This is a genomic window from Pseudomonas sp. Irchel 3E20 (genome assembly GCF_900187645.1).
Lineage (GTDB): Bacteria > Pseudomonadota > Gammaproteobacteria > Pseudomonadales > Pseudomonadaceae > Aquipseudomonas.
Genome location: NZ_FYEE01000006.1, coordinates 94,850 through 113,695, shown reverse-complemented (window position 1 = coordinate 113,695; position 18,846 = coordinate 94,850). Strand labels below are relative to the sequence as shown.

Below are 18,846 nucleotides of genomic sequence, written 5' to 3'. Positions count from 1 at the left end.
TCCCCAACCGAGGATTCCCGATGAGCAATGTTCGCAGCGACAAGCCTTTCGTCCTGGCCGGTCGTACCTACCAGTCGCGCTTGCTGGTAGGCACCGGCAAGTACCGCGACATGGAAGAAACCCGCCTGGCCATCGAAGCCTCGGGGGCCGAGATCGTCACCGTTGCCGTGCGCCGCACCAACATCGGCCAGAACCCGGGCGAACCGAACCTGCTGGATATCCTGCCGCCAGACCGCTACACCATCCTGCCGAACACCGCCGGTTGCTACGACGCCATCGAGGCCGTGCGCACCTGCCGCCTGGCCCGTGAGCTTCTGGACGGCCATAACTTGGTGAAGCTGGAAGTGCTGGCCGACCAGAAAACCCTGTTCCCCAACGTGATCGAAACCCTCAAAGCCGCCGAAGTGCTGGTCAAGGAAGGTTTCGACGTGATGGTCTACACCAGCGACGACCCGATCATCGCCCGCCAACTGGCCGAAATCGGTTGCATCGCAGTCATGCCGCTGGCGGGCTTGATCGGCACCGGGCTGGGCATCTGCAACCCCTACAACCTGCAGATCATCCTTGAAGAAGCGAAGATCCCGGTGTTGGTGGATGCCGGTGTCGGCACCGCGTCCGACGCCACCATCGCCATGGAACTGGGCTGCGAGGCGGTGCTGATGAACTCGGCCATCGCCAATGCGCAGCAGCCGATCATGATGGCCGAAGCCATGAAGCACGCAATCGTTGCCGGTCGTCTGGCGTACCTCGCCGGGCGCATGCCGAAAAAACTCTATGCCAGCGCCTCTTCGCCGCTGGATGGTCTGATTAAGTAAGAGCCATTGATGACTGAATCAAACGAAACGCCGAACACTGTGCAAGAAGGCGACGAGTCCAAGCACCGCCGTATCAAGAGTTTCGTGATGCGCGCCGGGCGCATGACCGAAGGCCAGCAAAAAGGCCTGGAGCAAGGCACGCCGTTGTTCGTCCTGCCGCTGGCGGATGCGCCGGTGGATTTTGACCAAGTGTTTGGCCGTTCGGCCCCGCGCTCCCTGGAAATCGGCTTTGGCATGGGCCACTCCCTGCTGGAAATGGCCGCGGCGTCGCCCGAGCAGGATTTCATCGGTGTGGAAGTGCACCGCCCAGGTGTCGGCGCGTTGCTCAACGGCGTGCTGACCCAGGGTCTGACTAACCTGCGGGTGTACGACTGCGATGCGATTGAAGTGCTCAACCGCTGTATCGCCGACAACAGCCTGGATCGCCTGATGCTGTTTTTCCCCGACCCTTGGCACAAGAGCCGCCACCACAAGCGCCGTATTGTCCAAGCGTCTTTCGCAGAGTTGGTGCGCAGCAAGTTGAAAGTCGGCGGCATCCTGCACATGGCCACTGACTGGGAACCCTACGCCGAGTACATGCTGGAGGTGATGAACGTCGCGCCGGGCTACCGCAACCTCGCCGAAGACGGCCGCTGCGTGCCGCGCCCGAGCGAGCGCCCGATCACCAAGTTCGAGCGCCGTGGCGAGCGACTGGGGCATGGGGTGTGGGATTTGAAGTTCGAGAAGCAGTCTTAAAGCAGGCAAAACCTAGTGTGGGAGCGGGCTCGCCCGCGATAGCGGTTTCGGCCTCATCGCGAGCAGGCTCGCTCCTCCAGTTGTGGTTAGCGGCGATCCGCCACTACCCCGATCAGCACCAGCACCACCAACAACACCGGCGCCAGGCTGTAGTTGTTGAATTGGCTCAGGCCGCGCACGATCCACGGCGTGGCGTAGATCAACGCCGCGCCGCTGCCGATCATGCACAGCAGGGCCATCAGCGGTACGCGCAAGGCGCCGGCGATGTTGCCCAGGCGTTGTTCGACCCAGCCCTTGATGTCGGCGCCAAACAACACCAGCAGGCAGCCCACCAGCGCCAGGGAGATGTCCGACAGGTTGCTGCGGCTCCAGCGCGAGACGGTGGCGAGTAGGTCGAGTACCAGGTCCATTCGATTTCCTTAAAGAGCCAGTCAGCTCAAAAACTTCTGTAGCAGGTCATTGAGAAAGAGTTGGCCGCGCTCGGTGGCCGCCAGCCGTGACGGTTCGACCTGCAATAAGCCACTTTGTTCGGCCTCGCGGCGGCCCTGGGCCAGGCTTTGCAGCGTCAGCCCGGTGCGTTGCGGGTACAGCTCGGCGGCCACGCCCTCGGTCAGGCGCAAGGCATTCATCAAGAACTCGAATGGCAGTTCGTCGTCGCCCAGGTATTTTTCGCCGGCCTGGAAGTTTTTGGCTGGGTTGAGGTAGTCCTTGGGCAGGCGGGTTTTCCAGGTGCGCACGATGCGCCCGTCCGGGTGGCTGAGCTTGCCGTGGGCGCCGGCACCGATGCCGATAAAGTCGCCGAAACTCCAGTAATTGAGGTTATGCCGCGCCGCTTTGCCGGGCTGGGCGTAGGCCGAGACCTCGTACTGCGCGTAGCCGTGCTCGGCCAGCAGAGCCTGGCCGGCCTCCTGGATGTCCCACAGGGTGTCGTCCTCCGGCAACACCGGCGGCTGGTTCCAGAACACCGTGTTCGGCTCCAGCGTCAGTTGGTACCAGGACAGGTGCGTAGGCTTGAGGGAGATGGCTTGGCGCAGGTCGTCGAGGGCGTCGTCCAGGGACTGATCGGGCAAGCCGTGCATCAAGTCCAGGTTGAAGTTGTCGAACCCGGCCAGGCGCGCCATGCCGGCGGCGCGGATCGCTTCGTCGCCGTTGTGGATGCGCCCCAGGGCACTGAGCTTGGCCTGTTGGAAACTCTGGATGCCGATGGACAGGCGATTGATGCCCAAGGCCCGGTAGGCGCTGAATTTCTCTTGCTCGAAGGTGCCAGGGTTGGCTTCCAGGGTGATTTCGATGCCTGGGGCGAACGGGATACGTTGCTCCACGCCCTTGAGCAGGCGCCCCAGGGCGGCGGCGCTGAACAGGCTCGGGGTGCCGCCACCGAAGAAGATCGAACTCAGTTCGCGGCCGTACACCGCGTGCAGGTCCTGGTCGAGGTCGGCCAGCAGGGCATCGACGTACTCTTCTTCCGGCAGCACGGGGCTGGCGGTGTGGGAGTTGAAGTCGCAGTACGGGCATTTGCGCACGCACCAGGGAATGTGGATGTACAGCGCCAGCGGCGGCAACAGCGGTAATGCCGCGCGGGTGCTGGGCGTGCCGCCGACGATCAGCGGCAACGCGGGCGAGTCGTGGGTCATTTCAAGCCCAGACGTTGGCGCAGCAAATCCATTGCGCGGGCGCGGTGGCTGATCTGGTTCTTATCGGCGGGGCTCAGCTGCGCGCTGGAGCAGTCGCGCTCCGGCACCCAGAACAGCGGGTCGTAGCCAAAACCATGTTCGCCGCTGGCGGCGGTGAGAATGCGCCCGTGCCACAAGCCTTCGCAGAGGATCGGCAGCGGGTCGTCGGCGTGGCGCACCAGGGCCAGCACACAGACGAACTGCGCGCCGCGCTCTGCCTCGGGCACGTCCTTGAGGGCGTCGAGCAGCTTGGCGTTGTTCGCCGCATCGCCCTGGCCGTCGGCATAGCGCGCCGAGTAAATGCCCGGCGCGCCGCCTAGGAAGTCCACCGCCAGCCCGGAATCGTCGGCCAGCGCCGGCAAACCGGAAATGCGCGCGGCATTGCGGGCCTTGAGGATGGCGTTCTCGACGAACGACAGGCCGGTTTCTTCCGGCTCGACGCGGCTGAACTCGCCAATGGAGCGCAGTTGTACCGCTTGGCCGAGCATGGCCTGGAGTTCTTTGAGTTTGCCGGCGTTATGGCTGGCCAAAACCAGTTGGGTGAAGTTCATCATTGGCCCGGAAACAGCTCTTGGTTAAAGCTGAAACTGTGGGCTTGGCCGCCGGTTTCAACGCTGATGGTGAAGGTTCTGACTTCCTGCTGCTCCACCGGGTATTGGGCGATGTAGTAGATCGCGCCGGGTTCGGTGATTTTCTTGAACGTCAGCGGCACGCTTTTGCTGGTCAGGTCCTTGAGGGTGCCGGTGACCGTGGCGTCCGTCGCTTTGCCAGCCTTGAGCACGGAGAGGTTGATGAGCCCCTGATGCTTGTCGCGCACCAGGCCGGCGGCCTTGGCGATGTCCGGTTGCAGGGCGGTGGAGTTGAAGGTGTTGTAGTGCACCGTCACGTCACCGAAAACTTCCTTGCGTTCGCCTTTGATGGCGTCGGCGGCCATGGCGCTCAGGCTCAGGCAGGCAGTCAGGGCTAACAGGGCTAGACGTCCCATGATCGTTCTCCTCAAAAAATATTTGTGGGCAGTAGCAAGCGGGCTGGCCCGCGCTGGGCAGCGCAGCGGCCCCTCAGTGCGTTTGAGCAAGCACCGCATCAGGAGCGCTACGCACTCCAGCGCGGGCGAGCCCGCTTGCGACAGCCGTTAATGTTGGGGTCAGACCGCGACCTGGTGATCTTGCAGGCCAGGACTGCTGACGCGGTAAATACCGATTTCACCTAATAGGTTAGGCCATAGCTTACTGGCCCACCCGTGGCGGTGTTGTTGATCGACGGCAAGCCGATCGATGACTTTCGCCGCACGTTCGCGGCACAGTTCTTCAAAGTCTTCAAAGGTGCAGAAGTGGATGTTCGGCGTGTTGTACCAGGTGTACGGCAAGAATTCCGACACCGGCATGCGGCCCTTGCTGGCCAGGTACCAGCGGCAGCGCCAGTGGCCGAAATTGGGAAAGGTGATGATGCACTGGCGGCCCACGCGCAGCATTTCGTCGAGGATTCGGTCCGGGTAGTGCACCGCTTGCAGGGCTTGGGTCATCACCACGATATCGAAGCTGTTGCTGGCGAAGTTGCCCAGCCCCTTGTCCAGGTCCTGCTCGATCACGTTGATGCCCTTGGCCACGCATTCGGCAATGTTGTCCGGGTCGTTTTCCAGGCCATAACCGGTGACTTGCTTGTTGTCCCGCAGCCAGGTCAGCAGTTCGCCATTACCGCAGCCAAGGTCGAGCACGCGGCTGCCGGCGGGGATCCATTCCTGGATGATTTCCAGATCAGCTCTCATGGCGTTCTCACAATTGGATTCTGTTCATGTAATTGCCAAACGCCTGCAAGTAGCGCGGGATCGGGATCAAGAAGGCGTCGTGGCCCTGGGGCGCGTCGATTTCCAAGTAGCAGACGTCTTTTTTCGCCGCCATCAGGGCGTCCACCAGTTCCCGCGAGCGGGCCGGGGAGAAACGCCAGTCGGTGGTGAACGACATCACGCAGAACTTGGCCTTGGCCCCGGCGAAGGTTTTCGCCAGGTTATCGTCGAAGTTCGCCGCCGGATCGAAGTAGTCCAGCGCTTTGGTCATCAACAGGTAGGTGTTGGCGTCGAAGCGCCCGGAGAATTCTTCGCCCTGGTAGCGCAGGTAGCTTTCCACTTGGAATTCGACGCTATGGAAGTCGTAGTTGAGCTTTTCGCTCTTGAGGCCGCGGCCGAATTTCTCGCCCATGGAGTCATCCGACAGGTAGGTGATGTGCCCCACCATCCGCGCCAGCATCAACCCGCGCTTGGGGATCACACCGTGCTCCTGGAACGAGCCGCCGTGGAACTCGGGGTCGGTGAGGATGGCCTGGCGCGCCACTTCGTTGAAGGCGATGTTCTGCGCCGAGAGCTTAGGCGCCGAGGCGATGGCCAGGCAATGGCGGATGCGCTCGGGGTAGCTGATGCTCCACTGCAAGGCCTGCATGCCGCCCAGGCTGCCGCCGATCACCGCGGCCCATTGGTCGATGCCCAGCAGGTCGGCCAGGCGCGCCTGGCTGTGCACCCAGTCTTCGACCGTGAGCACCGGGAAGTCGGCGCCAAACGGCTTGCCGGTGTCCGGGTTGGTGCTGCTGGGGCCGGTGGAGCCGTTGCAGCCGCCCAGGTTGTTGAGGCTGACGACGAAGAAGCGGTGGGTATCGATGGGCTTGCCGGGGCCGATGCAGCTGTCCCACCAACCGGGCTTGCGGTCGTCGGGGCTGTGGTAGCCAGCGGCATGGTGATGGCCCGACAGCGCATGGCAGATCAGCACGGCGTTGCTGGCCGTGGCGTTCAGCTCACCGTAGGTTTCATAGATCAGGTCATAGGCGGGCAGCGAACGGCCGCAGGCCAGGGCGAGGGGTTCACTGAAGTGCGCCACTTGGGGCGTCACCAGACCAACGGAATCGGCGGGAAAGGCAGTTGGCATCGACCCTGCTCTCATTTAAATGAGGCGTAAGTCTAAAGAGCAGGGCCCCTAGCGGCAAGCGGCTATACCGTGGCGTCCCCCTCGCGAGCAGGCTCGCTCCCACACGTCATTGCATAACCCTGTGGGAGCGAGCCTGCTCGCGATAAGTGAGGCGACTCATCACCCCGCCGGGCGCTCCAGCCCCGGCAGCGGCGGGAGTTTTTTCGGTGCACTGATGCGCACCCGTTTCTGCCGGTTCAACTCGCCGCTGAGCAGGCTCACCTGGCTTTTGGCGACCCCGAAGGCCTTGGCCAGAAAAGCCATCAGGTAGGCATTGGCCTTGCCCTCGACGGGCGGTGCGGTGAGGCGGATTTTCAGGCGCTCGCCGTGCAGCCCGCAGAAATCATCGCTGCGGGCCGCCGGTTGCAGGTGGCATTCGAGGATCAGATCCTCGCCGTCCCAGCGGAAATAGCTCACCGGGTCAGATCAGCATGCGCAGGATGTCCGGCATCTGGCTCATGGCGGCGAGGTTGTTGATGACCAGCATGTCCAGCAGCTTGAGCACCATGAACGCGAGGATCGGCGAGATATCCAGGCCGCCCAGGCTGGGCAGGATCTTGCGAAACGGCGCCAGCACCGGCTCGCAGATCTGGTTGACCAACTCGGCGCCCGGGTTATGGCTGCCCGGTGCGACCCAGGACAGGATCACGCTGATAATCAGGGCGAAGAAGAAAATCTTCAGGAACAGCGCCGTCACACCGATGATCGCCCAGATCAGCAGTTGCAGCGGGGCGCCCGTGGTGCCGTAGGCCAGCAGCATGGTCACGGCCATCAGCAGCACCTGGAGGATAAGGGCCAGCACCAGGGACGACATGTCCAGGCCGAACACGCTGGGGATGACCCGGCGCAGCGGCTTGAGCAGCGGCTGGGTGGCCTTGACCGCGAACTGGCACAGTGGGTTGTAGAAGTTGGCGCGTACCAGTTGCAGCACGAAACGCAACAGCACGATCAGCAGGTACAGGCTGCCGAGGGTTTGCAGCACGTAGATGGCTGCGGTTTCCAATCCAATCATGAATGGCTCCTTATTGGCCCAGTTGTTCGGCCATTTCGGCCGAGCGATGTGCGGCGGCGCCCAGGGCGGTTTCGACCAGCGCCTCGAAGCCGCCGGCCTGGAATGATTTGATGGCCGCTTCGGTGGTGCCGGCCGGGGAGGTGACGCGGCGGCGCAGCTCAGCGGCGTCCACGTCGCTGGCCACCGCCATGTGGGCGGCGCCGAGTGCGGTTTGCAGGGTCAGTTGGGCGGCGATGTCGCGGGGCAGGCCGAGTTTCTCGCCGGCGGCGGTCATGGCTTCGATCAGCAGGAAGAAGTACGCCGGGCCGCTGCCGGAGACGGCGGTGACCGCGTCCAGTTGCTGCTCGTTTTCCAGCCACAGGGCCAGGCCCACGGCCGACAACAGCTCTTGCGCCTGCTGGCGTTGCGCCTCGGTGACGGCGCCAGTGGCGTACAGGCCGCTCACCCCTTGGCGCAGCAGCGATGGGGTGTTGGGCATGCAGCGCACGATGGGTTGCTCGCCGAGCCACTTGGCCATGCTGGCACATGTGATGCCAGCGGCGATGGACACCACCAGTTGCTGCGCCGTGAGGTGCGGGCGCAGCGCCTCGCAGACGGCTTTCATCATTTGCGGCTTGACCGCCAGCACGACCACGTCGGCGCCGTCGATGGCCTGGGCGTTGTCGGCGAACAGTTCGATGCCGTGCTCGGCGTGAACCCGCGCGCGGGTTTCTGCGCCGGGGTCGCTGGCACGGATCTGCGCGGCGTCCAGGCCCTTGGCGCGCAGGCCGCCGATCAGGCTGGCGGCCATGTTACCGGCTCCGATAAAGGCAATACGTGTCTTGCTCATGACAGGTCCTTATAGAGAAGTAAGTCAGCCATTTCAGGGCTGGCTGTAGTCGCGGGCACCGAATAGCGCAGTACCGATGCGCACCCAGGTGGCGCCTTGGGCAATGGCTGACTCCAGGTCGTGGCTCATGCCCATGGAAAGCGTGTCCAGCGGCAAACCGAGGCTGGCTTGCAGCTGTTGTACGGCGGCAAACGCGGCATCTTGCTCGGCGCGCTCGTCGGTTGGCTCCGGGATCGCCATCAAGCCGCGCAGCTTCAAACGCGGCAAGGCATTGATGGCCGTGGCCAGGGCCGGCAGGTCGGCCGGGGTGCAGCCGGATTTGCTCGCCTCGCCGCTGACGTTGACCTGGATGCAGATGTTCAGTGGCGGCAGTTCAGCGGGGCGTTGCTCGGACAGGCGTTGGGCGATTTTCAAGCGGTCCACGGAATGCACCCAGGCGAAGTGTTCGGCGATGGCTCGCGTCTTGTTCGATTGAATGGGGCCGATGAAGTGCCAACTCAAGGGCAGGTCGCGCAGTTCGAGTTGCTTGCTCAGGGCTTCTTGCAGGTAGTTTTCGCCGAAATCGCGCAGCCCGGCGGCATAGGCTTGGCGCAGGGCCTGGGCGGGTTTGGTCTTGCTCACGGCCAGCAGTTGCACGCTGTTTTCGTCGCGCCCGGCGGCTTTTGCGGCAGCGTGGATGCGGCTGCGAACCAGGGCAATGCTGTCTGCTATCGTGGACATTCGATGGGCGCCTGTGGTTCTGAGGTTGGCGGCATTCTACTGGAGTTGGGTTTGGATATGGATATCACTGAGCTACTGTCCCTGAGCGTGCGGCTCGGGGCTTCGGATGTGCATCTGTCGGCGGGCCTGGCGCCCATGGTGCGAGTGGACGGCGACATCCAGCGCCTTGACCTGCCGACGCTGGACTCGGCGCGGGTGCGGGCCTTGCTGGACGAGATCATGGACGATGAGCAGCGGGGGCAGTTCGACGCGACCCTGGACCTGGATTTTGCTTTCGAGCGCGACGGCGTGGGGCGGTTTCGCGTCAACCTGTTCCACCAGCAGCGCGGCATCGGCGCGGTGCTGCGCAGCGTTGCCGCCCAGGTGCCAAGCCTGGCGTCGTTGGGGTTGGGGGAAGTGTTTCGGCGTATTGCCGAGGCACCCCGTGGCCTGGTATTGGTCACCGGGCCCACCGGGTCGGGCAAGTCCACCACCCTGGCGGCGCTGGTCGATCACCTCAACGCGCACCGCCAGCAGCACATCCTCACCATCGAAGACCCCATCGAGTTCATTCATGAGCCCCGCCAGTGCCTGATAAGCCAGCGCCAAGTGCAGCGCGACACCCGCAGTTTCGCGGCCGCGCTGCGGGCGGCCCTGCGCGAAGACCCGGACGTGATCCTGGTGGGCGAGATGCGTGACCTGGAAACCATTCGCCTGGCCCTGACCGCCGCCGAAACCGGGCACTTGGTGTTCGGCACGCTGCACACCACCTCGGCAGCGAAAACCATCGACCGCGTACTGGACGTGTTCCCGGGCACGGAGCGAGGCATGGCGCGCTCGATGCTGTCGGAGTCATTGCAGGCAGTGGTGTCGCAGTGCTTGGTCAAGAAAGTCGGTGGCGGGCGGGTGGCGGCCCATGAGGTGATGCTGGGCACGGCGGCGATCCGCAACCTGATCCGCGAAGACAAGGTGGCGCAGATGTATTCGGCGATTCAGACCGGCGGGGCGCTGGGCATGCAAACGCTGGACATGGCCCTCAAAGACCTACTGGCCAAGGGGTTGATAAGCCGCGAACAGGCGCGGGAGAAGGCACGGGCGCCGGAGGGGTTTTGAGGCTTTAGGGCCTCAAAACCTGTGGGAGCGGGCTCGCCCGCGATGAGGCCGTCAGCGTCAAACTGCTCAGCGCTGCACAATCCGCAGGGTATTGGGCTCTTTGGGCAACACTCGCTTGGCCACCACGTAGTGTTTTTCCCAATATGGTTTTTTCAGGGTGTCGATGGTTACCGACTTGCCGCGCCGTGGCGCGTGGATAAAGCGGTCGTTGCCCATGTAGATGGCGACGTGGTTGACCCGGCGGCTCTTGAGGTTGAAGAAAATCAGGTCGCCGGGCTTGAGATCCTTGCGGTCGACTTTCTGCCCGTGGCCGCTGGCCATGGCGTTGGAGGTGCGCGGTAGATCGATGGCGGCGACGTCGTTGAAGGCGTACTTCACCAGGCCGCTGCAATCAAAACCCTTGCTGGGGCTGCTGCCGCCCCAACGGTAAGGGGTGCCGAGCACATTGACCGCGCGGCTGAGCACGTCGCTGCTTTGCTTGGCGGCCATGACGGGCACACGCTTGTTGCTACTAACGCGGTTCAGGCGAGGCGCCTGCTTGTTTTTGCTCGAAGGAGCCGAAACATGGGATTTGGGGGTGAAACCATTGACGTTGGGCAGACGTTGCTCACGATTGGTGGCGTGGGCGGCCAGTGGCATTAATAGGCAGATGGTTAGCCATGTCTTGAAAAATGGACGCATTAGGCAGGGCTCTATAAAGGTAGGCGCGCAACTTTATAACAGCTTTTTTGTCTGTTTCGCGGCCACTGGTCGATTCAAATCGGTAGCCAAGTTCGGCCAACATGCGGCAAATTGGCGCAATTGTCAGACAGAAGTCAGGCGCTACAAGGCTTTGCGCGCGGTGTAAGGTGAACCAGCCACACGTCGGGACGACACAAAAAAGTCACACCTATAGCGAAAAAATTTATCTATCGGACCGCAAGAGGAACTCCATGAACACCTATCAGCAACAGGACACCCACAGCAAAATCATCGGCTATCTGCTGTGGATTTTCGGTTTTACCGGCGCCCACCGCTTCTACTACGGCAAACCGGTGACCGGGACGATCTGGTTTTTCACCCTGGGCTTGCTGGGGATTGGTTGGTTGATCGACCTGTTCCTGATCCCGGCCATGGACCGCGAAGCCGACCTGCGTTTCACCGCCGGGCCGCTGGAGTACAACGTGGCGTGGATTCTGCTGGCGTTTCTGGGGGTGTTTGGCGTGCACCGCATGTACCAGGGCAAGTGGATCACGGGGGTGATCTACCTGTTCACTGGCGGGTTGCTGCTGGTGGGGGTGCTGTATGACTTCTGGACGCTCAACACGCAGATCTCGATCCGCAACGCCCAGAGTCGTGGGGGGCGATAGCCACTCCCCCATGATGGGAGCCTACTTGCGGGCCGCGCCGCGGCCCGCTCCCACACAAGTTGCTCTTACAGGGTTTAGGCCTGGTAGGTGATGTGCCCATCCACCAGGGTGTAGCGCACGTTCGCCGGCAGGCTGTGGCCCATGAACGGGCAGTTTTCGCCTTTGGACAGCCAGCCTTCGCCGGCCACGGTGGAGCGGTTGGGGTCGAACAGCACCAGGTCGGCGGCGGCGCCCACGTGCAGCTTGCCGGCGGGTAGGCGCAGGGCTTGCGCCGGGCCGGCGCTCAGGCGTGCCAGTAGCGTCGGCAGGTCGAGCAAGCCGTCTGCCACCAGGGTCATGGCCAGCGGCAGCAGCAGTTCAACGCTGCTGATGCCCGGTTCGGTGGCGCCGAACGGTGCCAGTTTGGCGTCGCGCTCATGGGGCTGGTGATGGCTGGAAATGGCCGAGATCACGCCGCTTTTCACCGCTTCGCGCAAGCCGTCGCGGTCGGCGCGGGTGCGCAGCGGCGGTTGCACGTGGTAGAGGCTGTTGAAGTCGATCAGCGCCTCGTCAGTCAGGATCAACTGGTATAGCGCCACATCGGCGGTCACTTTCAGGCCGCGGGCCTGGGCCTGGGCGATCAGCGCCGCGCCACGGGCGCTGGTCAACTGGCTGAAGTGCGCGCGCACGCCGCTTTGTTCTACCAGCAAGAGGTCACGGGCCAGGGCCACGGTCTCGGCGGTTTCGGGAATGCCCGGCAAGCCGAGGAAGCTCGCGGTCGGGCCTTCGTGGGCCAGGCCGCCGGCAGCGAGGTCGTGGTCCTGGGAGTGGAAGATCACCGTCAGGTCGAACGTGGCGGCGTATTCCAGGGCACGGCACAGGGTGCGGGTGTTGCGGAAGTTGTCCAGGCCATTGCTGAAGGCCACGCAACCGGCGTCGCGCAGGGCGATGAGCTCGGCCAATTGCTCGCCTTCCAGGCCTTTGCTCAGGGCGCCGATGGGGAACACCTTGCAATTGCCGGCCTCGCGGGCGCGGTCGAGGATCAGTTCGGCCACGGCGGAGGTGTCGAGCACCGGTTTGGTGCGCGGCGGGCAGCACAGGCTGGTGACGCCGCCGGCGGCGGCGGCGCGGGTTTCGCTGGCGATGGTGCCTTTGCGGCTGTAGCCCGGCTCGCGCAGGGCAACGCTCAGGTCCACCAGCCCCGGCGCGGCCACCAGGCCCTGGGCGTCGAGGGTTTGGCTGGGGCTGAAGTCCGCCGGGGCGGCGCCCATGGCGATGATCTTGCCGGCGTGCAGGTGCAGGTCGGTGGTTTGGTCCAGGCCACTGCTGGGGTCGATGACGCGTGCGCCGAGGATGCTGAGCTTCACTGGGCGGTCTCCTGCTCGAATTGACGCTGGGCGGTTTGCCCACTCATGGCCATCGACAGCACGGCCATGCGGATGGCGATGCCGTAGGTGACCTGGTTGAGGATCACCGAGTGGGGGCCGTCGGCCACCGCCGATTCGATCTCCACGCCACGGTTGATCGGGCCCGGGTGCATGACGATGGCATCGGGCTTGGCGCCGGCCAGGCGTGCGGTGGTCAGGCCGAACAGGCGATAGAACTCGCCTTCGCTGGGTAGCAGGCCGCCGGTCATGCGCTCGCGTTGCAGGCGCAGCATGATGACCACGTCCACGTCCTTGAGGCCTTCGGCCAGGTCGGTGTAGACCTTCACGCCGTACTGCTCGACGCCGATGGGCAGCAGGGTTTTTGGCGCGATGACGCGGATGTCCGGGCAGCCCAGGGTTTTGAGGGCGAGCATGTTCGAGCGCGCCACCCGCGAGTGCAGGATGTCGCCGACGATGGCCACCGAGAGGTTCTCGAAACCGCCCTTGTGGCGGCGGATGGTGAGCATGTCGAGCATGCCCTGGGTCGGGTGCGCGTGGCGGCCGTCGCCGCCGTTGATGATCGCCACCTGCGGGCACACGTGCTCGGCGATGAAGTGCGCGGCGCCGGAGTCGCCGTGGCGCACCACAAACATGTCGGCGGCCATGGCTTCGAGGTTGCGCAGGGTGTCGAGCAGGGTTTCGCCCTTGCTCGCCGATGAGGTGGAGACGTTCAGGGTGATGACGTCTGCCGACAGCCGTTGGGCCGCCAGCTCGAAGGTGGTGCGGGTGCGGGTGGAGTTCTCAAAGAACACGTTGCACACGGTCTTGCCGCGCAGCAGCGGGACTTTTTTCACCGCCCGGGCGCCGACTTCCAGGAAGGAGTCGGCGGTGTCGAGGATTTCGGTCAACAGCTCGCGGCGTAAACCGTCGAGCGAGAGGAAGTGCTGCAACTGTCCCTGGTGGTTGAGTTGCAGCGGGCGCTGGGTGTCGAGAGGCGTCATCGCGATGGACTCTTAAAGGGCAAGATCTTGGAGTTCGAGTTGCAGCGGCGCCGGGCCGCAGAGCTTGACCCGCTCATGGGCGGCCAGGCTCAGGGTGGCGCCGACCACGTTGGGGCGGATCGGCAACTCGCCGGCGTCCAGGTCCAGCAGGCTGACCAGGGTCACGCTGGCCGGGCGGCCGTAGTCGAAGAGTTCGTTGAGGGCGGCGCGGATGGTGCGCCCGCTCATCAGCACGTCGTCGATCAGCACCAGGTGCTGGCCCTCGATCTCGAAGGGCAACTCGGAGGGCCGCACTTGCGGGTGCAGGCCGTTCTGGCTGAAGTCGTCGCGGTAGAAGGACACGTCCAGGGTGCCCAGGGGCGAATCGCTGCCCAGCTCTTGCAGCAGCGCCTGGGCCACCCACACGCCGCCGGTGCGGATGCCGATGTAGCGCGGTTCGCTGATGGCGCGGCGGGCCAGGTGGGCCTTGAGATCGACGGCCATCTGGCGGATCAGTTCGGCGGGGTTGGGCAGGCTCATGGTGGCTCCTTCAAGGGCGCGGCTCGGCCAATGATGGCAGGGTCCGGGCTGAAACGAAGAGAGGCGCGGCCCTTGGCCGCACCCCGTCAGGATTCGAACAAAGCAGTGTTTTCGTCGAGCCAGCCTTGCAGCAGCAGGGCGGCGGCGATGGCGTCGACCGGGTTATCGCGGTAACTGCCTTTTTGCCCGCCACGGGCCAGGCGTTCGCCCTTGGCCTCGAACGTGGTCAGGCGTTCGTCGTGGGTATAGAAGGGCAGGTTGAAGCGGCCGTTGAGGCGTCGGGCGAATTTCTCCGCGCGCAGGCACATGTCGCTGGGGGTGCCGTCCATGTTCAACGGCAGGCCGACAACAACGGCGTCGGGTTTCCATTCTTTTATCAGGGCCTCGACCTGGTTCCAGTCGGGGATACCGTTCTGCGCCTTGAGGGTGCACAGCGCACGGGCCTGGCCGGTAATTACTTGGCCCACGGCGACGCCGATCTGCTTGGTGCCGTAGTCAAAACCCAGGATCAGCCGCAGCGCCATCAGGCGTGCCCCGCCTGGCTGGTGATTAGGTTGAGGTTGACCCCCAGTTGTCGGGCGGCGGCTTCCAGGCGCTGCTCGCTGCTGGTGTTGAACAGGATGTCGGCGTCGAACGGGCAGGTCAGCCAGGCGTTGGCGGCCAGCTCGGCCTCCAATTGCCCCGGCTCCCAACCGGCATAGCCCAGGGCGATCAGGCTCTTGGACGGGCCCCTGCCGTCGGCGATGGCGAACAGCACGTCCTGGGAGCTGGACAGTGCCACGCCGCCCAGTTCGATGGTGGCCTGGAAGGTTTGGCCGCTGGGGTGCAGGACGAAACCGCGGTCCTTGCTCACCGGGCCGCCGAGGAAGATCGGCACGTGCTGGCACAGGGCTGGCGGTTCGATCTCGGGGCGCAATTGTTCGAGGATGTCCGCCAGCGTGATGTCTTGCGGGCGGTTGACCACCAGCCCCATGGCCCCATTGGCAGTGTGCTCGACGATGTAGGTCAAGGTATGCGCAAAGTTCGGGTCCACCATGTGGGGCATGGCGATCAGGAAGTGATGCGAGAGGTAGCTGGGGCTGACGTTTTTCATGGGCGCTAGTGTGGCGTCGGTGTGGCGAACTGACAAGCTGGGGATGTGCGGGAAAACTCTGGCGTTGTGCCATGAATCGGCCTGGGCGGCCCCGTCAATTGCTGGACAAGCGATCCCCGCGCGCGAACTTCCAGGTGCGGATGATTTCCAGGCGATCGATATCTGCCAAGTCGCCGCTGAACGGGGCGAAGGGCGCGCTCAGGCGCACGATGCGTTGCGCGGCTTGATCCAGCAGGGGCTGGCCCGAGGACTCCAGCACCAGCACTTCATGCAACGAGCCATCTCGGTTGATGGCCACCATCAGCCGCAGGCTGCCGTAGATCTGCTGGCGCCGGGCTTCGTCCGGGTAGTTGAGGTTGCCGATGCGCTCGATCTTCTTGCGCCATTCGTCTTTGTACCAGGCGCCCTTGTCGCGCATGGTCGAGGCCGCGTTGATGCGGTGGATACGCGGGCGCTTGGCGTACAACTGGCGTTCGTTAGCCAGTTCGGCCTCCAGGCTGGCGATGTCGCTGGACAGTTGGGCGCTGTCGAAGCTTGGCGGCGCCTTGGGCGCTTCGGCGGTTTTCACTGCTTCGCGGGGGGTGGTGGTTTTTTTCGGCTTGGGAGCGGTGGTGGCGACGGCTGCCTTGGTGGTGGTCTGCTCGACTTCGTTTTTCTTCGAGGGTGGTGGCACCACTTTTTTCACCTCGGTGCTCTGCATCGGCGCCACTTCGGTGGTGGTGGGGATGGCTTTCTTGTCCAGCGTACCGCTGCCCTGCTGGTTGTCCTGGGCGATGAAGTCGGCCTTCTTCGGCGCGGCCTGGCTTTTGAACATCGACAGGGTGATTTCCAGCGTTTGGCTGACTTGTTTGGGCTCGACGAAGGTAAAGCCCACGCCCAGAAGCAGCGCCAGGTGAACCAGCGCGGCGACCAGCAGGGTAAATCCGAGGCGATCGGCCGGGCGCACACCGCGGTGGGTGAGTTCGGGAGGCAGCTCGGAAGGGAGGGTCATGGCAAAAAACCAACATCGCGTGTATCGAGGCTCGGCATGATAGCGCGATGTGGGTTTTTAGCTGCAAGCTTTGGGGCGTGGGCCTTAGGCTTATGGCTTGGCGCTGGCGGCTTGCAGCTTGCCAGCAATGGCCGCCATCAGCAGTTCGCCGATGTTGGTGCCGAAGGCATTGTCGATTTCGCGGATGCAGGTGGGGCTGGTGACGTTGATTTCGGTCAGGTGCTCGCCGATCACGTCCAGGCCCACGAACAGCAGGCCCTTTTCCCGCAGGGTCGGGCCGACCTGGGCGGCGATCCAGCGATCCTTATCGGTCAGCGGCCGTGCTTCGCCACGCCCGCCGGCCGCCAGGTTGCCGCGGGTTTCGCCGGCTGCCGGGATGCGCGCCAGGCAGTAGGGTACCGGTTCGCCGTCGATCATCAGAATGCGCTTGTCGCCGTCCTTGATCGCCGGCAAATAGCCCTGGGCCATGATTTGCTGGGTGCCGTTGGCGGTCAGGGTTTCGAGAATCACCGACAGGTTCGGGTCGCCTACGCGGTGGCGGAAGATCGAGGTGCCGCCCATGCCGTCCAGCGGTTTGAGGATGACGTCGCCATGCAGTGCGGCAAATTCGCGCAGCACATCGGCGCGGCGGCTCACCACCGTGGGCGGTGTGCACTGCGGGAACTGGGTGGCGAACAGTTTTTCATTGCAGTCGCGCAGGCTTTGCGGCTTGTTGACCACCAGCACCCCGGCGCGCTCGGCCTGCTCCAGCAAGTAAGTGCTGTAGACGAATTCCATGTCGAAGGGCGGGTCCTTGCGCATCAGGATCACGTCCAGGTCGCTCAGCGGCGCGTCCGTCTCGGCCTGCAACTCGAACCAGTGCTCGGGGTTGGCGAACACCTGCAATGGCCGCATCCGCGCCCGGGCCACGCCGGCGTTCTGGTAAAGATCCTGCTGTTCCATATAGAACAGCGTCCAGCCGCGGGCCTGGGCGGCGAGCAGCATGGCCAGCGAGCTGTCCTTCTTATAGGAAATGCTGGCGATGGGGTCCATGACAATGCCGACGCGAACGCTCATGGGGGGTTTCCTCTAGCAGATTGGGGCGCACAAAAGTGGCGTCAGAGTGGCGCCCGGGGTGTTCCCGGTCAAGGAAAAACCACCCGGCGGGCGAGCCGATAGATTGACGCTGGCGACTGTGCTAAAAAGGCTCCCATGCCGTTTCGAGCCCTTGGCCATCAAGGCTTTTGAGTGACGGTGCCCGTATACGGACACAACCGATTCGCTGTGGCGATGGTACAAGCAGATATGGAACAGCACTCCAGCGCCTTGAAAGTCATGGTCATCGACGACTCCAAGACGATTCGGCGCACCGCTGAAACACTGTTGAAGAACGTGGGCTGTGAAGTCATCACCGCGGTCGATGGCTTTGATGCGCTGGCCAAGATCGTCGATCACCACCCCGGCATTATCTTCGTCGACATCATGATGCCGCGCCTGGACGGCTATCAGACCTGCGCCCTGATTAAGAACAACAGCGCCTTCAAGGCCACGCCCGTGATTATGCTGTCCTCCAAGGACGGCCTGTTCGACAAGGCCAAGGGGCGGATCGTCGGTTCCGATCAGTTTTTGACCAAGCCTTTCAGCAAGGAAGAATTGCTCAGCGCAATCAAGGCCCATGTGCCGGGGTTCGCCGCAGTAGAACAAGCACATTGACGGGCGGCCATTGGGCCGCTCGGCTTTTGGAAATGGGGAAGACCATGGCACGTATTCTGATCGTCGATGACTCGCCGACTGAAATGTACAAACTGACCGGCATGCTGGAAAAGCACGGCCACCAGGTATTGAAAGCGGAAAACGGCGCCGATGGCGTCGCCCTGGCCCGCCAGGAAAAACCCGACGCGGTGCTGATGGACATCGTCATGCCCGGCCTCAACGGCTTCCAGGCCACGCGCCAGTTGACCAAGGACGCCGACACCAGCCACATCCCGGTCATCATCATCACCACCAAGGACCAGGAAACCGACAAGGTCTGGGGCACGCGCCAGGGCGCGCGGGACTACCTGACCAAACCGGTGGACGAAGACACCCTGATAAAGACCCTGAACAAAGTCCTGGCCGGCTGACCCGCGGCCATGACCGATTCCCTCACCGCGTTTGAGCTGCTACTGGATATCGACCAACGCTGCCGCCTGCTGGCCGCCGACCTGCCGTCCCAGGAAACCCGCCAGCAGAGTTGGAGCGGGATCGGCTTTCGCATCGGCGCGCACTGGTACGTGGCGCCCATGGGCGAAGTCAGCGAGGTTTTGCACGAGCCGCGGTACACCCTGTTGCCCGGGGTCAAGACGTGGGTCAAGGGAGTGGCTAATCTGCGGGGGCGGCTGTTGCCGGTAATGGACCTGTGCGGCTTTTTCGGCCACGAACTGTCGGCCCGGCGCAAGCAGCGGCGGGTGCTGGTGGTCGAGCACCGCGATGTGTTCGCGGGGCTGATGGTCGATGAAGTTTGCGGTTTGCAGCACTTTGCCCAGGACAGCCTGGAGCCGTTGCTGATGGACGACCTGGATGGCGCCATGAGCGCGTTCGTCAAGGGGCGGTTCCCCGGGGAGCAGTCCTGGCAGGTGTTCAGCCCGTTCGCCCTGGCGCAGTCGCAAGGTTTCATGAATGTAGCCCTGTGAAGGCGGGGTTCGCTTAGGTGGGCCCGGCTCCATGGTTTAACCGATTCACTTCAAGAGCGCCTTGCGCTC

25 protein-coding genes are annotated in these 18,846 nt (G+C 63.8%); 7 read left to right on the top strand and 18 right to left on the bottom strand.

Annotated features, from left to right (window positions below):
- Positions 1 to 20 precede the first annotated feature (20 nt).
- Together CKW13_RS13410 and trmB are read left to right on the top strand one after the other, a co-directional pair.
- A complete protein-coding gene (locus CKW13_RS13410; RefSeq protein ID WP_095109106.1) occupies positions 21 to 815 on the top strand; it encodes a thiazole synthase in 795 nt (264 codons plus the stop codon).
- A 9-nt stretch (positions 816 to 824) separates the two neighbouring features.
- Complete coding sequence (gene trmB, locus CKW13_RS13405) at positions 825 to 1,550, top strand: tRNA (guanosine(46)-N7)-methyltransferase TrmB (protein WP_095109105.1); 726 nt, start codon at positions 825 to 827, stop codon at positions 1,548 to 1,550.
- An 86-nt stretch (positions 1,551 to 1,636) separates the two neighbouring features.
- Here trmB and CKW13_RS13400 read toward each other — a convergent pair whose 3' ends face one another.
- The 10 genes from CKW13_RS13400 to CKW13_RS13355 form a co-directional block, all read right to left on the bottom strand.
- On the bottom strand, positions 1,637 to 1,960 hold the full coding sequence (locus CKW13_RS13400; protein ID WP_095109104.1) for a DUF3392 domain-containing protein: 324 nt from the start codon (positions 1,958 to 1,960) through the stop codon (positions 1,637 to 1,639).
- A gap of 21 nt (positions 1,961 to 1,981) precedes the next feature.
- Positions 1,982 to 3,184 carry a radical SAM family heme chaperone HemW gene (hemW, locus tag CKW13_RS13395; protein WP_095109103.1) on the bottom strand — a complete coding sequence of 401 codons (1,203 nt, stop codon included), beginning with the start codon at positions 3,182 to 3,184 and terminating at the stop codon, positions 1,982 to 1,984.
- Positions 3,181 to 3,777: an RdgB/HAM1 family non-canonical purine NTP pyrophosphatase gene (rdgB, locus tag CKW13_RS13390; RefSeq protein WP_095109102.1), complete on the bottom strand. Its 597-nt coding sequence runs from the start codon at positions 3,775 to 3,777 to the stop codon at positions 3,181 to 3,183. The genes hemW and rdgB overlap by 4 nt, the downstream gene beginning before the upstream one ends.
- Positions 3,774 to 4,208, bottom strand: a complete 435-nt coding sequence (locus CKW13_RS13385) for a DUF4426 domain-containing protein (RefSeq protein WP_095109101.1) — start codon at positions 4,206 to 4,208, stop codon at positions 3,774 to 3,776. Before CKW13_RS13385 ends, rdgB begins: the two co-directional genes overlap by 4 nt.
- 159 nt (positions 4,209 to 4,367) lie before the next feature.
- The gene (gene metW / locus CKW13_RS13380; RefSeq protein WP_095109100.1) at positions 4,368 to 4,988 is read right to left on the bottom strand and encodes a methionine biosynthesis protein MetW; all 621 of its coding nucleotides are present in this window, start codon (positions 4,986 to 4,988) and stop codon (positions 4,368 to 4,370) included.
- Between the two features lie 7 nt (positions 4,989 to 4,995).
- Complete coding sequence (locus tag CKW13_RS13375) at positions 4,996 to 6,135, bottom strand: homoserine O-acetyltransferase (protein ID WP_095109099.1); 1,140 nt, start codon at positions 6,133 to 6,135, stop codon at positions 4,996 to 4,998.
- Between the two features lie 159 nt (positions 6,136 to 6,294).
- Positions 6,295 to 6,591: a DUF167 domain-containing protein gene (locus CKW13_RS13370; RefSeq protein WP_095109098.1), complete on the bottom strand. Its 297-nt coding sequence runs from the start codon at positions 6,589 to 6,591 to the stop codon at positions 6,295 to 6,297.
- Between the two features lie 4 nt (positions 6,592 to 6,595).
- Positions 6,596 to 7,186, bottom strand: coding sequence for a YggT family protein (locus CKW13_RS13365; RefSeq protein WP_095109097.1), 591 nt, complete (start codon positions 7,184 to 7,186; stop codon positions 6,596 to 6,598).
- Between the two features lie 10 nt (positions 7,187 to 7,196).
- Positions 7,197 to 8,015 (bottom strand): pyrroline-5-carboxylate reductase, encoded by an 819-nt coding sequence (proC, locus tag CKW13_RS13360; protein WP_095109096.1) that lies wholly within the window; start codon positions 8,013 to 8,015, stop codon positions 7,197 to 7,199.
- Positions 8,016 to 8,048: 33 nt separating this feature from the next.
- Positions 8,049 to 8,735, bottom strand: coding sequence for a YggS family pyridoxal phosphate-dependent enzyme (locus tag CKW13_RS13355; RefSeq protein ID WP_095109095.1), 687 nt, complete (start codon positions 8,733 to 8,735; stop codon positions 8,049 to 8,051).
- A gap of 57 nt (positions 8,736 to 8,792) precedes the next feature.
- Here CKW13_RS13355 and CKW13_RS13350 point away from each other — a divergent pair, with 57 nt between their 5' ends.
- Positions 8,793 to 9,827: a type IV pilus twitching motility protein PilT gene (locus CKW13_RS13350; RefSeq protein WP_095109094.1), complete on the top strand. Its 1,035-nt coding sequence runs from the start codon at positions 8,793 to 8,795 to the stop codon at positions 9,825 to 9,827.
- 66 nt (positions 9,828 to 9,893) lie between these two features.
- Here CKW13_RS13350 and CKW13_RS13345 read toward each other — a convergent pair whose 3' ends face one another.
- On the bottom strand, positions 9,894 to 10,508 hold the full coding sequence (locus tag CKW13_RS13345) for a C40 family peptidase (RefSeq protein ID WP_095109093.1): 615 nt from the start codon (positions 10,506 to 10,508) through the stop codon (positions 9,894 to 9,896).
- A 251-nt stretch (positions 10,509 to 10,759) separates the two neighbouring features.
- Here CKW13_RS13345 and CKW13_RS13340 point away from each other — a divergent pair, with 251 nt between their 5' ends.
- Entirely contained in the window at positions 10,760 to 11,176 is a 417-nt protein-coding gene (locus CKW13_RS13340) for a TM2 domain-containing protein (protein WP_095109092.1), read from the top strand.
- Positions 11,177 to 11,250: 74 nt separating this feature from the next.
- Here the strand turns inward: CKW13_RS13340 and CKW13_RS13335 are convergent, their stop codons facing one another.
- The 7 genes from CKW13_RS13335 to gshB form a co-directional block, all read right to left on the bottom strand.
- Positions 11,251 to 12,522, bottom strand: a complete 1,272-nt coding sequence (locus tag CKW13_RS13335) for a dihydroorotase (RefSeq protein ID WP_095109091.1) — start codon at positions 12,520 to 12,522, stop codon at positions 11,251 to 11,253.
- Positions 12,519 to 13,523 carry an aspartate carbamoyltransferase catalytic subunit gene (locus CKW13_RS13330; protein ID WP_095109090.1) on the bottom strand — a complete coding sequence of 335 codons (1,005 nt, stop codon included), beginning with the start codon at positions 13,521 to 13,523 and terminating at the stop codon, positions 12,519 to 12,521. Before CKW13_RS13330 ends, CKW13_RS13335 begins: the two co-directional genes overlap by 4 nt.
- A gap of 12 nt (positions 13,524 to 13,535) precedes the next feature.
- The gene (pyrR, locus tag CKW13_RS13325) at positions 13,536 to 14,042 is read right to left on the bottom strand and encodes a bifunctional pyr operon transcriptional regulator/uracil phosphoribosyltransferase PyrR (protein ID WP_095109089.1); all 507 of its coding nucleotides are present in this window, start codon (positions 14,040 to 14,042) and stop codon (positions 13,536 to 13,538) included.
- Between the two features lie 86 nt (positions 14,043 to 14,128).
- Positions 14,129 to 14,566, bottom strand: coding sequence for a Holliday junction resolvase RuvX (gene ruvX / locus CKW13_RS13320; protein ID WP_095109088.1), 438 nt, complete (start codon positions 14,564 to 14,566; stop codon positions 14,129 to 14,131).
- On the bottom strand, positions 14,566 to 15,135 hold the full coding sequence (locus CKW13_RS13315; protein WP_095109087.1) for a YqgE/AlgH family protein: 570 nt from the start codon (positions 15,133 to 15,135) through the stop codon (positions 14,566 to 14,568). Before CKW13_RS13315 ends, ruvX begins: the two co-directional genes overlap by 1 nt.
- A gap of 94 nt (positions 15,136 to 15,229) precedes the next feature.
- Positions 15,230 to 16,126 (bottom strand): energy transducer TonB, encoded by an 897-nt coding sequence (locus CKW13_RS13310; protein WP_095109086.1) that lies wholly within the window; start codon positions 16,124 to 16,126, stop codon positions 15,230 to 15,232.
- Positions 16,127 to 16,216: 90 nt separating this feature from the next.
- Entirely contained in the window at positions 16,217 to 17,182 is a 966-nt protein-coding gene (gene gshB / locus CKW13_RS13305; RefSeq protein ID WP_095109085.1) for a glutathione synthase, read from the bottom strand.
- 228 nt (positions 17,183 to 17,410) lie between these two features.
- Here gshB and pilG point away from each other — a divergent pair, with 228 nt between their 5' ends.
- The 3 genes from pilG to CKW13_RS13290 are packed head-to-tail and all read left to right on the top strand — an operon-like array spanning position 17,411 to position 18,777.
- The gene (pilG, locus tag CKW13_RS13300; protein WP_095109084.1) at positions 17,411 to 17,818 is read left to right on the top strand and encodes a twitching motility response regulator PilG; all 408 of its coding nucleotides are present in this window, start codon (positions 17,411 to 17,413) and stop codon (positions 17,816 to 17,818) included.
- A gap of 44 nt (positions 17,819 to 17,862) precedes the next feature.
- A complete protein-coding gene (pilH, locus tag CKW13_RS13295) occupies positions 17,863 to 18,228 on the top strand; it encodes a twitching motility response regulator PilH (protein ID WP_095109083.1) in 366 nt (121 codons plus the stop codon).
- Positions 18,229 to 18,237: 9 nt separating this feature from the next.
- Positions 18,238 to 18,777 carry a chemotaxis protein CheW gene (locus CKW13_RS13290; RefSeq protein WP_095109082.1) on the top strand — a complete coding sequence of 180 codons (540 nt, stop codon included), beginning with the start codon at positions 18,238 to 18,240 and terminating at the stop codon, positions 18,775 to 18,777.
- The last annotated feature ends 69 nt before the right edge of the window (positions 18,778 to 18,846 follow it).

Coding starts and splice junctions, on each gene's coding strand:
- pyrR (WP_095109089.1), bottom strand. CDS start 14,042: ATGAGCCTGCCCAACCCCGCCGAACTGATCCGCCAGATGGCCGTCGAT.
- metW (WP_095109100.1), bottom strand. CDS start 4,988: ATGAGAGCTGATCTGGAAATCATCCAGGAATGGATCCCCGCCGGCAGC.
- ruvX (WP_095109088.1), bottom strand. CDS start 14,566: ATGGCGCTGCGGCTGATCCTGGGTTTTGACTACGGCACCAAGCAGATC.
- CKW13_RS13290 (WP_095109082.1), top strand. CDS start 18,238: ATGACCGATTCCCTCACCGCGTTTGAGCTGCTACTGGATATCGACCAA.
- CKW13_RS13385 (WP_095109101.1), bottom strand. CDS start 4,208: ATGGGACGTCTAGCCCTGTTAGCCCTGACTGCCTGCCTGAGCCTGAGC.
- CKW13_RS13330 (WP_095109090.1), bottom strand. CDS start 13,523: ATGACGCCTCTCGACACCCAGCGCCCGCTGCAACTCAACCACCAGGGA.
- CKW13_RS13355 (WP_095109095.1), bottom strand. CDS start 8,735: ATGTCCACGATAGCAGACAGCATTGCCCTGGTTCGCAGCCGCATCCAC.
- CKW13_RS13350 (WP_095109094.1), top strand. CDS start 8,793: ATGGATATCACTGAGCTACTGTCCCTGAGCGTGCGGCTCGGGGCTTCG.
- CKW13_RS13315 (WP_095109087.1), bottom strand. CDS start 15,135: ATGAAAAACGTCAGCCCCAGCTACCTCTCGCATCACTTCCTGATCGCC.
- CKW13_RS13365 (WP_095109097.1), bottom strand. CDS start 7,186: ATGATTGGATTGGAAACCGCAGCCATCTACGTGCTGCAAACCCTCGGC.
- rdgB (WP_095109102.1), bottom strand. CDS start 3,777: ATGATGAACTTCACCCAACTGGTTTTGGCCAGCCATAACGCCGGCAAA.
- pilG (WP_095109084.1), top strand. CDS start 17,411: ATGGAACAGCACTCCAGCGCCTTGAAAGTCATGGTCATCGACGACTCC.
- CKW13_RS13310 (WP_095109086.1), bottom strand. CDS start 16,126: ATGACCCTCCCTTCCGAGCTGCCTCCCGAACTCACCCACCGCGGTGTG.
- CKW13_RS13345 (WP_095109093.1), bottom strand. CDS start 10,508: ATGCGTCCATTTTTCAAGACATGGCTAACCATCTGCCTATTAATGCCA.
- trmB (WP_095109105.1), top strand. CDS start 825: ATGACTGAATCAAACGAAACGCCGAACACTGTGCAAGAAGGCGACGAG.
- CKW13_RS13340 (WP_095109092.1), top strand. CDS start 10,760: ATGAACACCTATCAGCAACAGGACACCCACAGCAAAATCATCGGCTAT.
- proC (WP_095109096.1), bottom strand. CDS start 8,015: ATGAGCAAGACACGTATTGCCTTTATCGGAGCCGGTAACATGGCCGCC.
- gshB (WP_095109085.1), bottom strand. CDS start 17,182: ATGAGCGTTCGCGTCGGCATTGTCATGGACCCCATCGCCAGCATTTCC.
- CKW13_RS13375 (WP_095109099.1), bottom strand. CDS start 6,135: ATGCCAACTGCCTTTCCCGCCGATTCCGTTGGTCTGGTGACGCCCCAA.
- CKW13_RS13410 (WP_095109106.1), top strand. CDS start 21: ATGAGCAATGTTCGCAGCGACAAGCCTTTCGTCCTGGCCGGTCGTACC.
- hemW (WP_095109103.1), bottom strand. CDS start 3,184: ATGACCCACGACTCGCCCGCGTTGCCGCTGATCGTCGGCGGCACGCCC.
- pilH (WP_095109083.1), top strand. CDS start 17,863: ATGGCACGTATTCTGATCGTCGATGACTCGCCGACTGAAATGTACAAA.
- CKW13_RS13400 (WP_095109104.1), bottom strand. CDS start 1,960: ATGGACCTGGTACTCGACCTACTCGCCACCGTCTCGCGCTGGAGCCGC.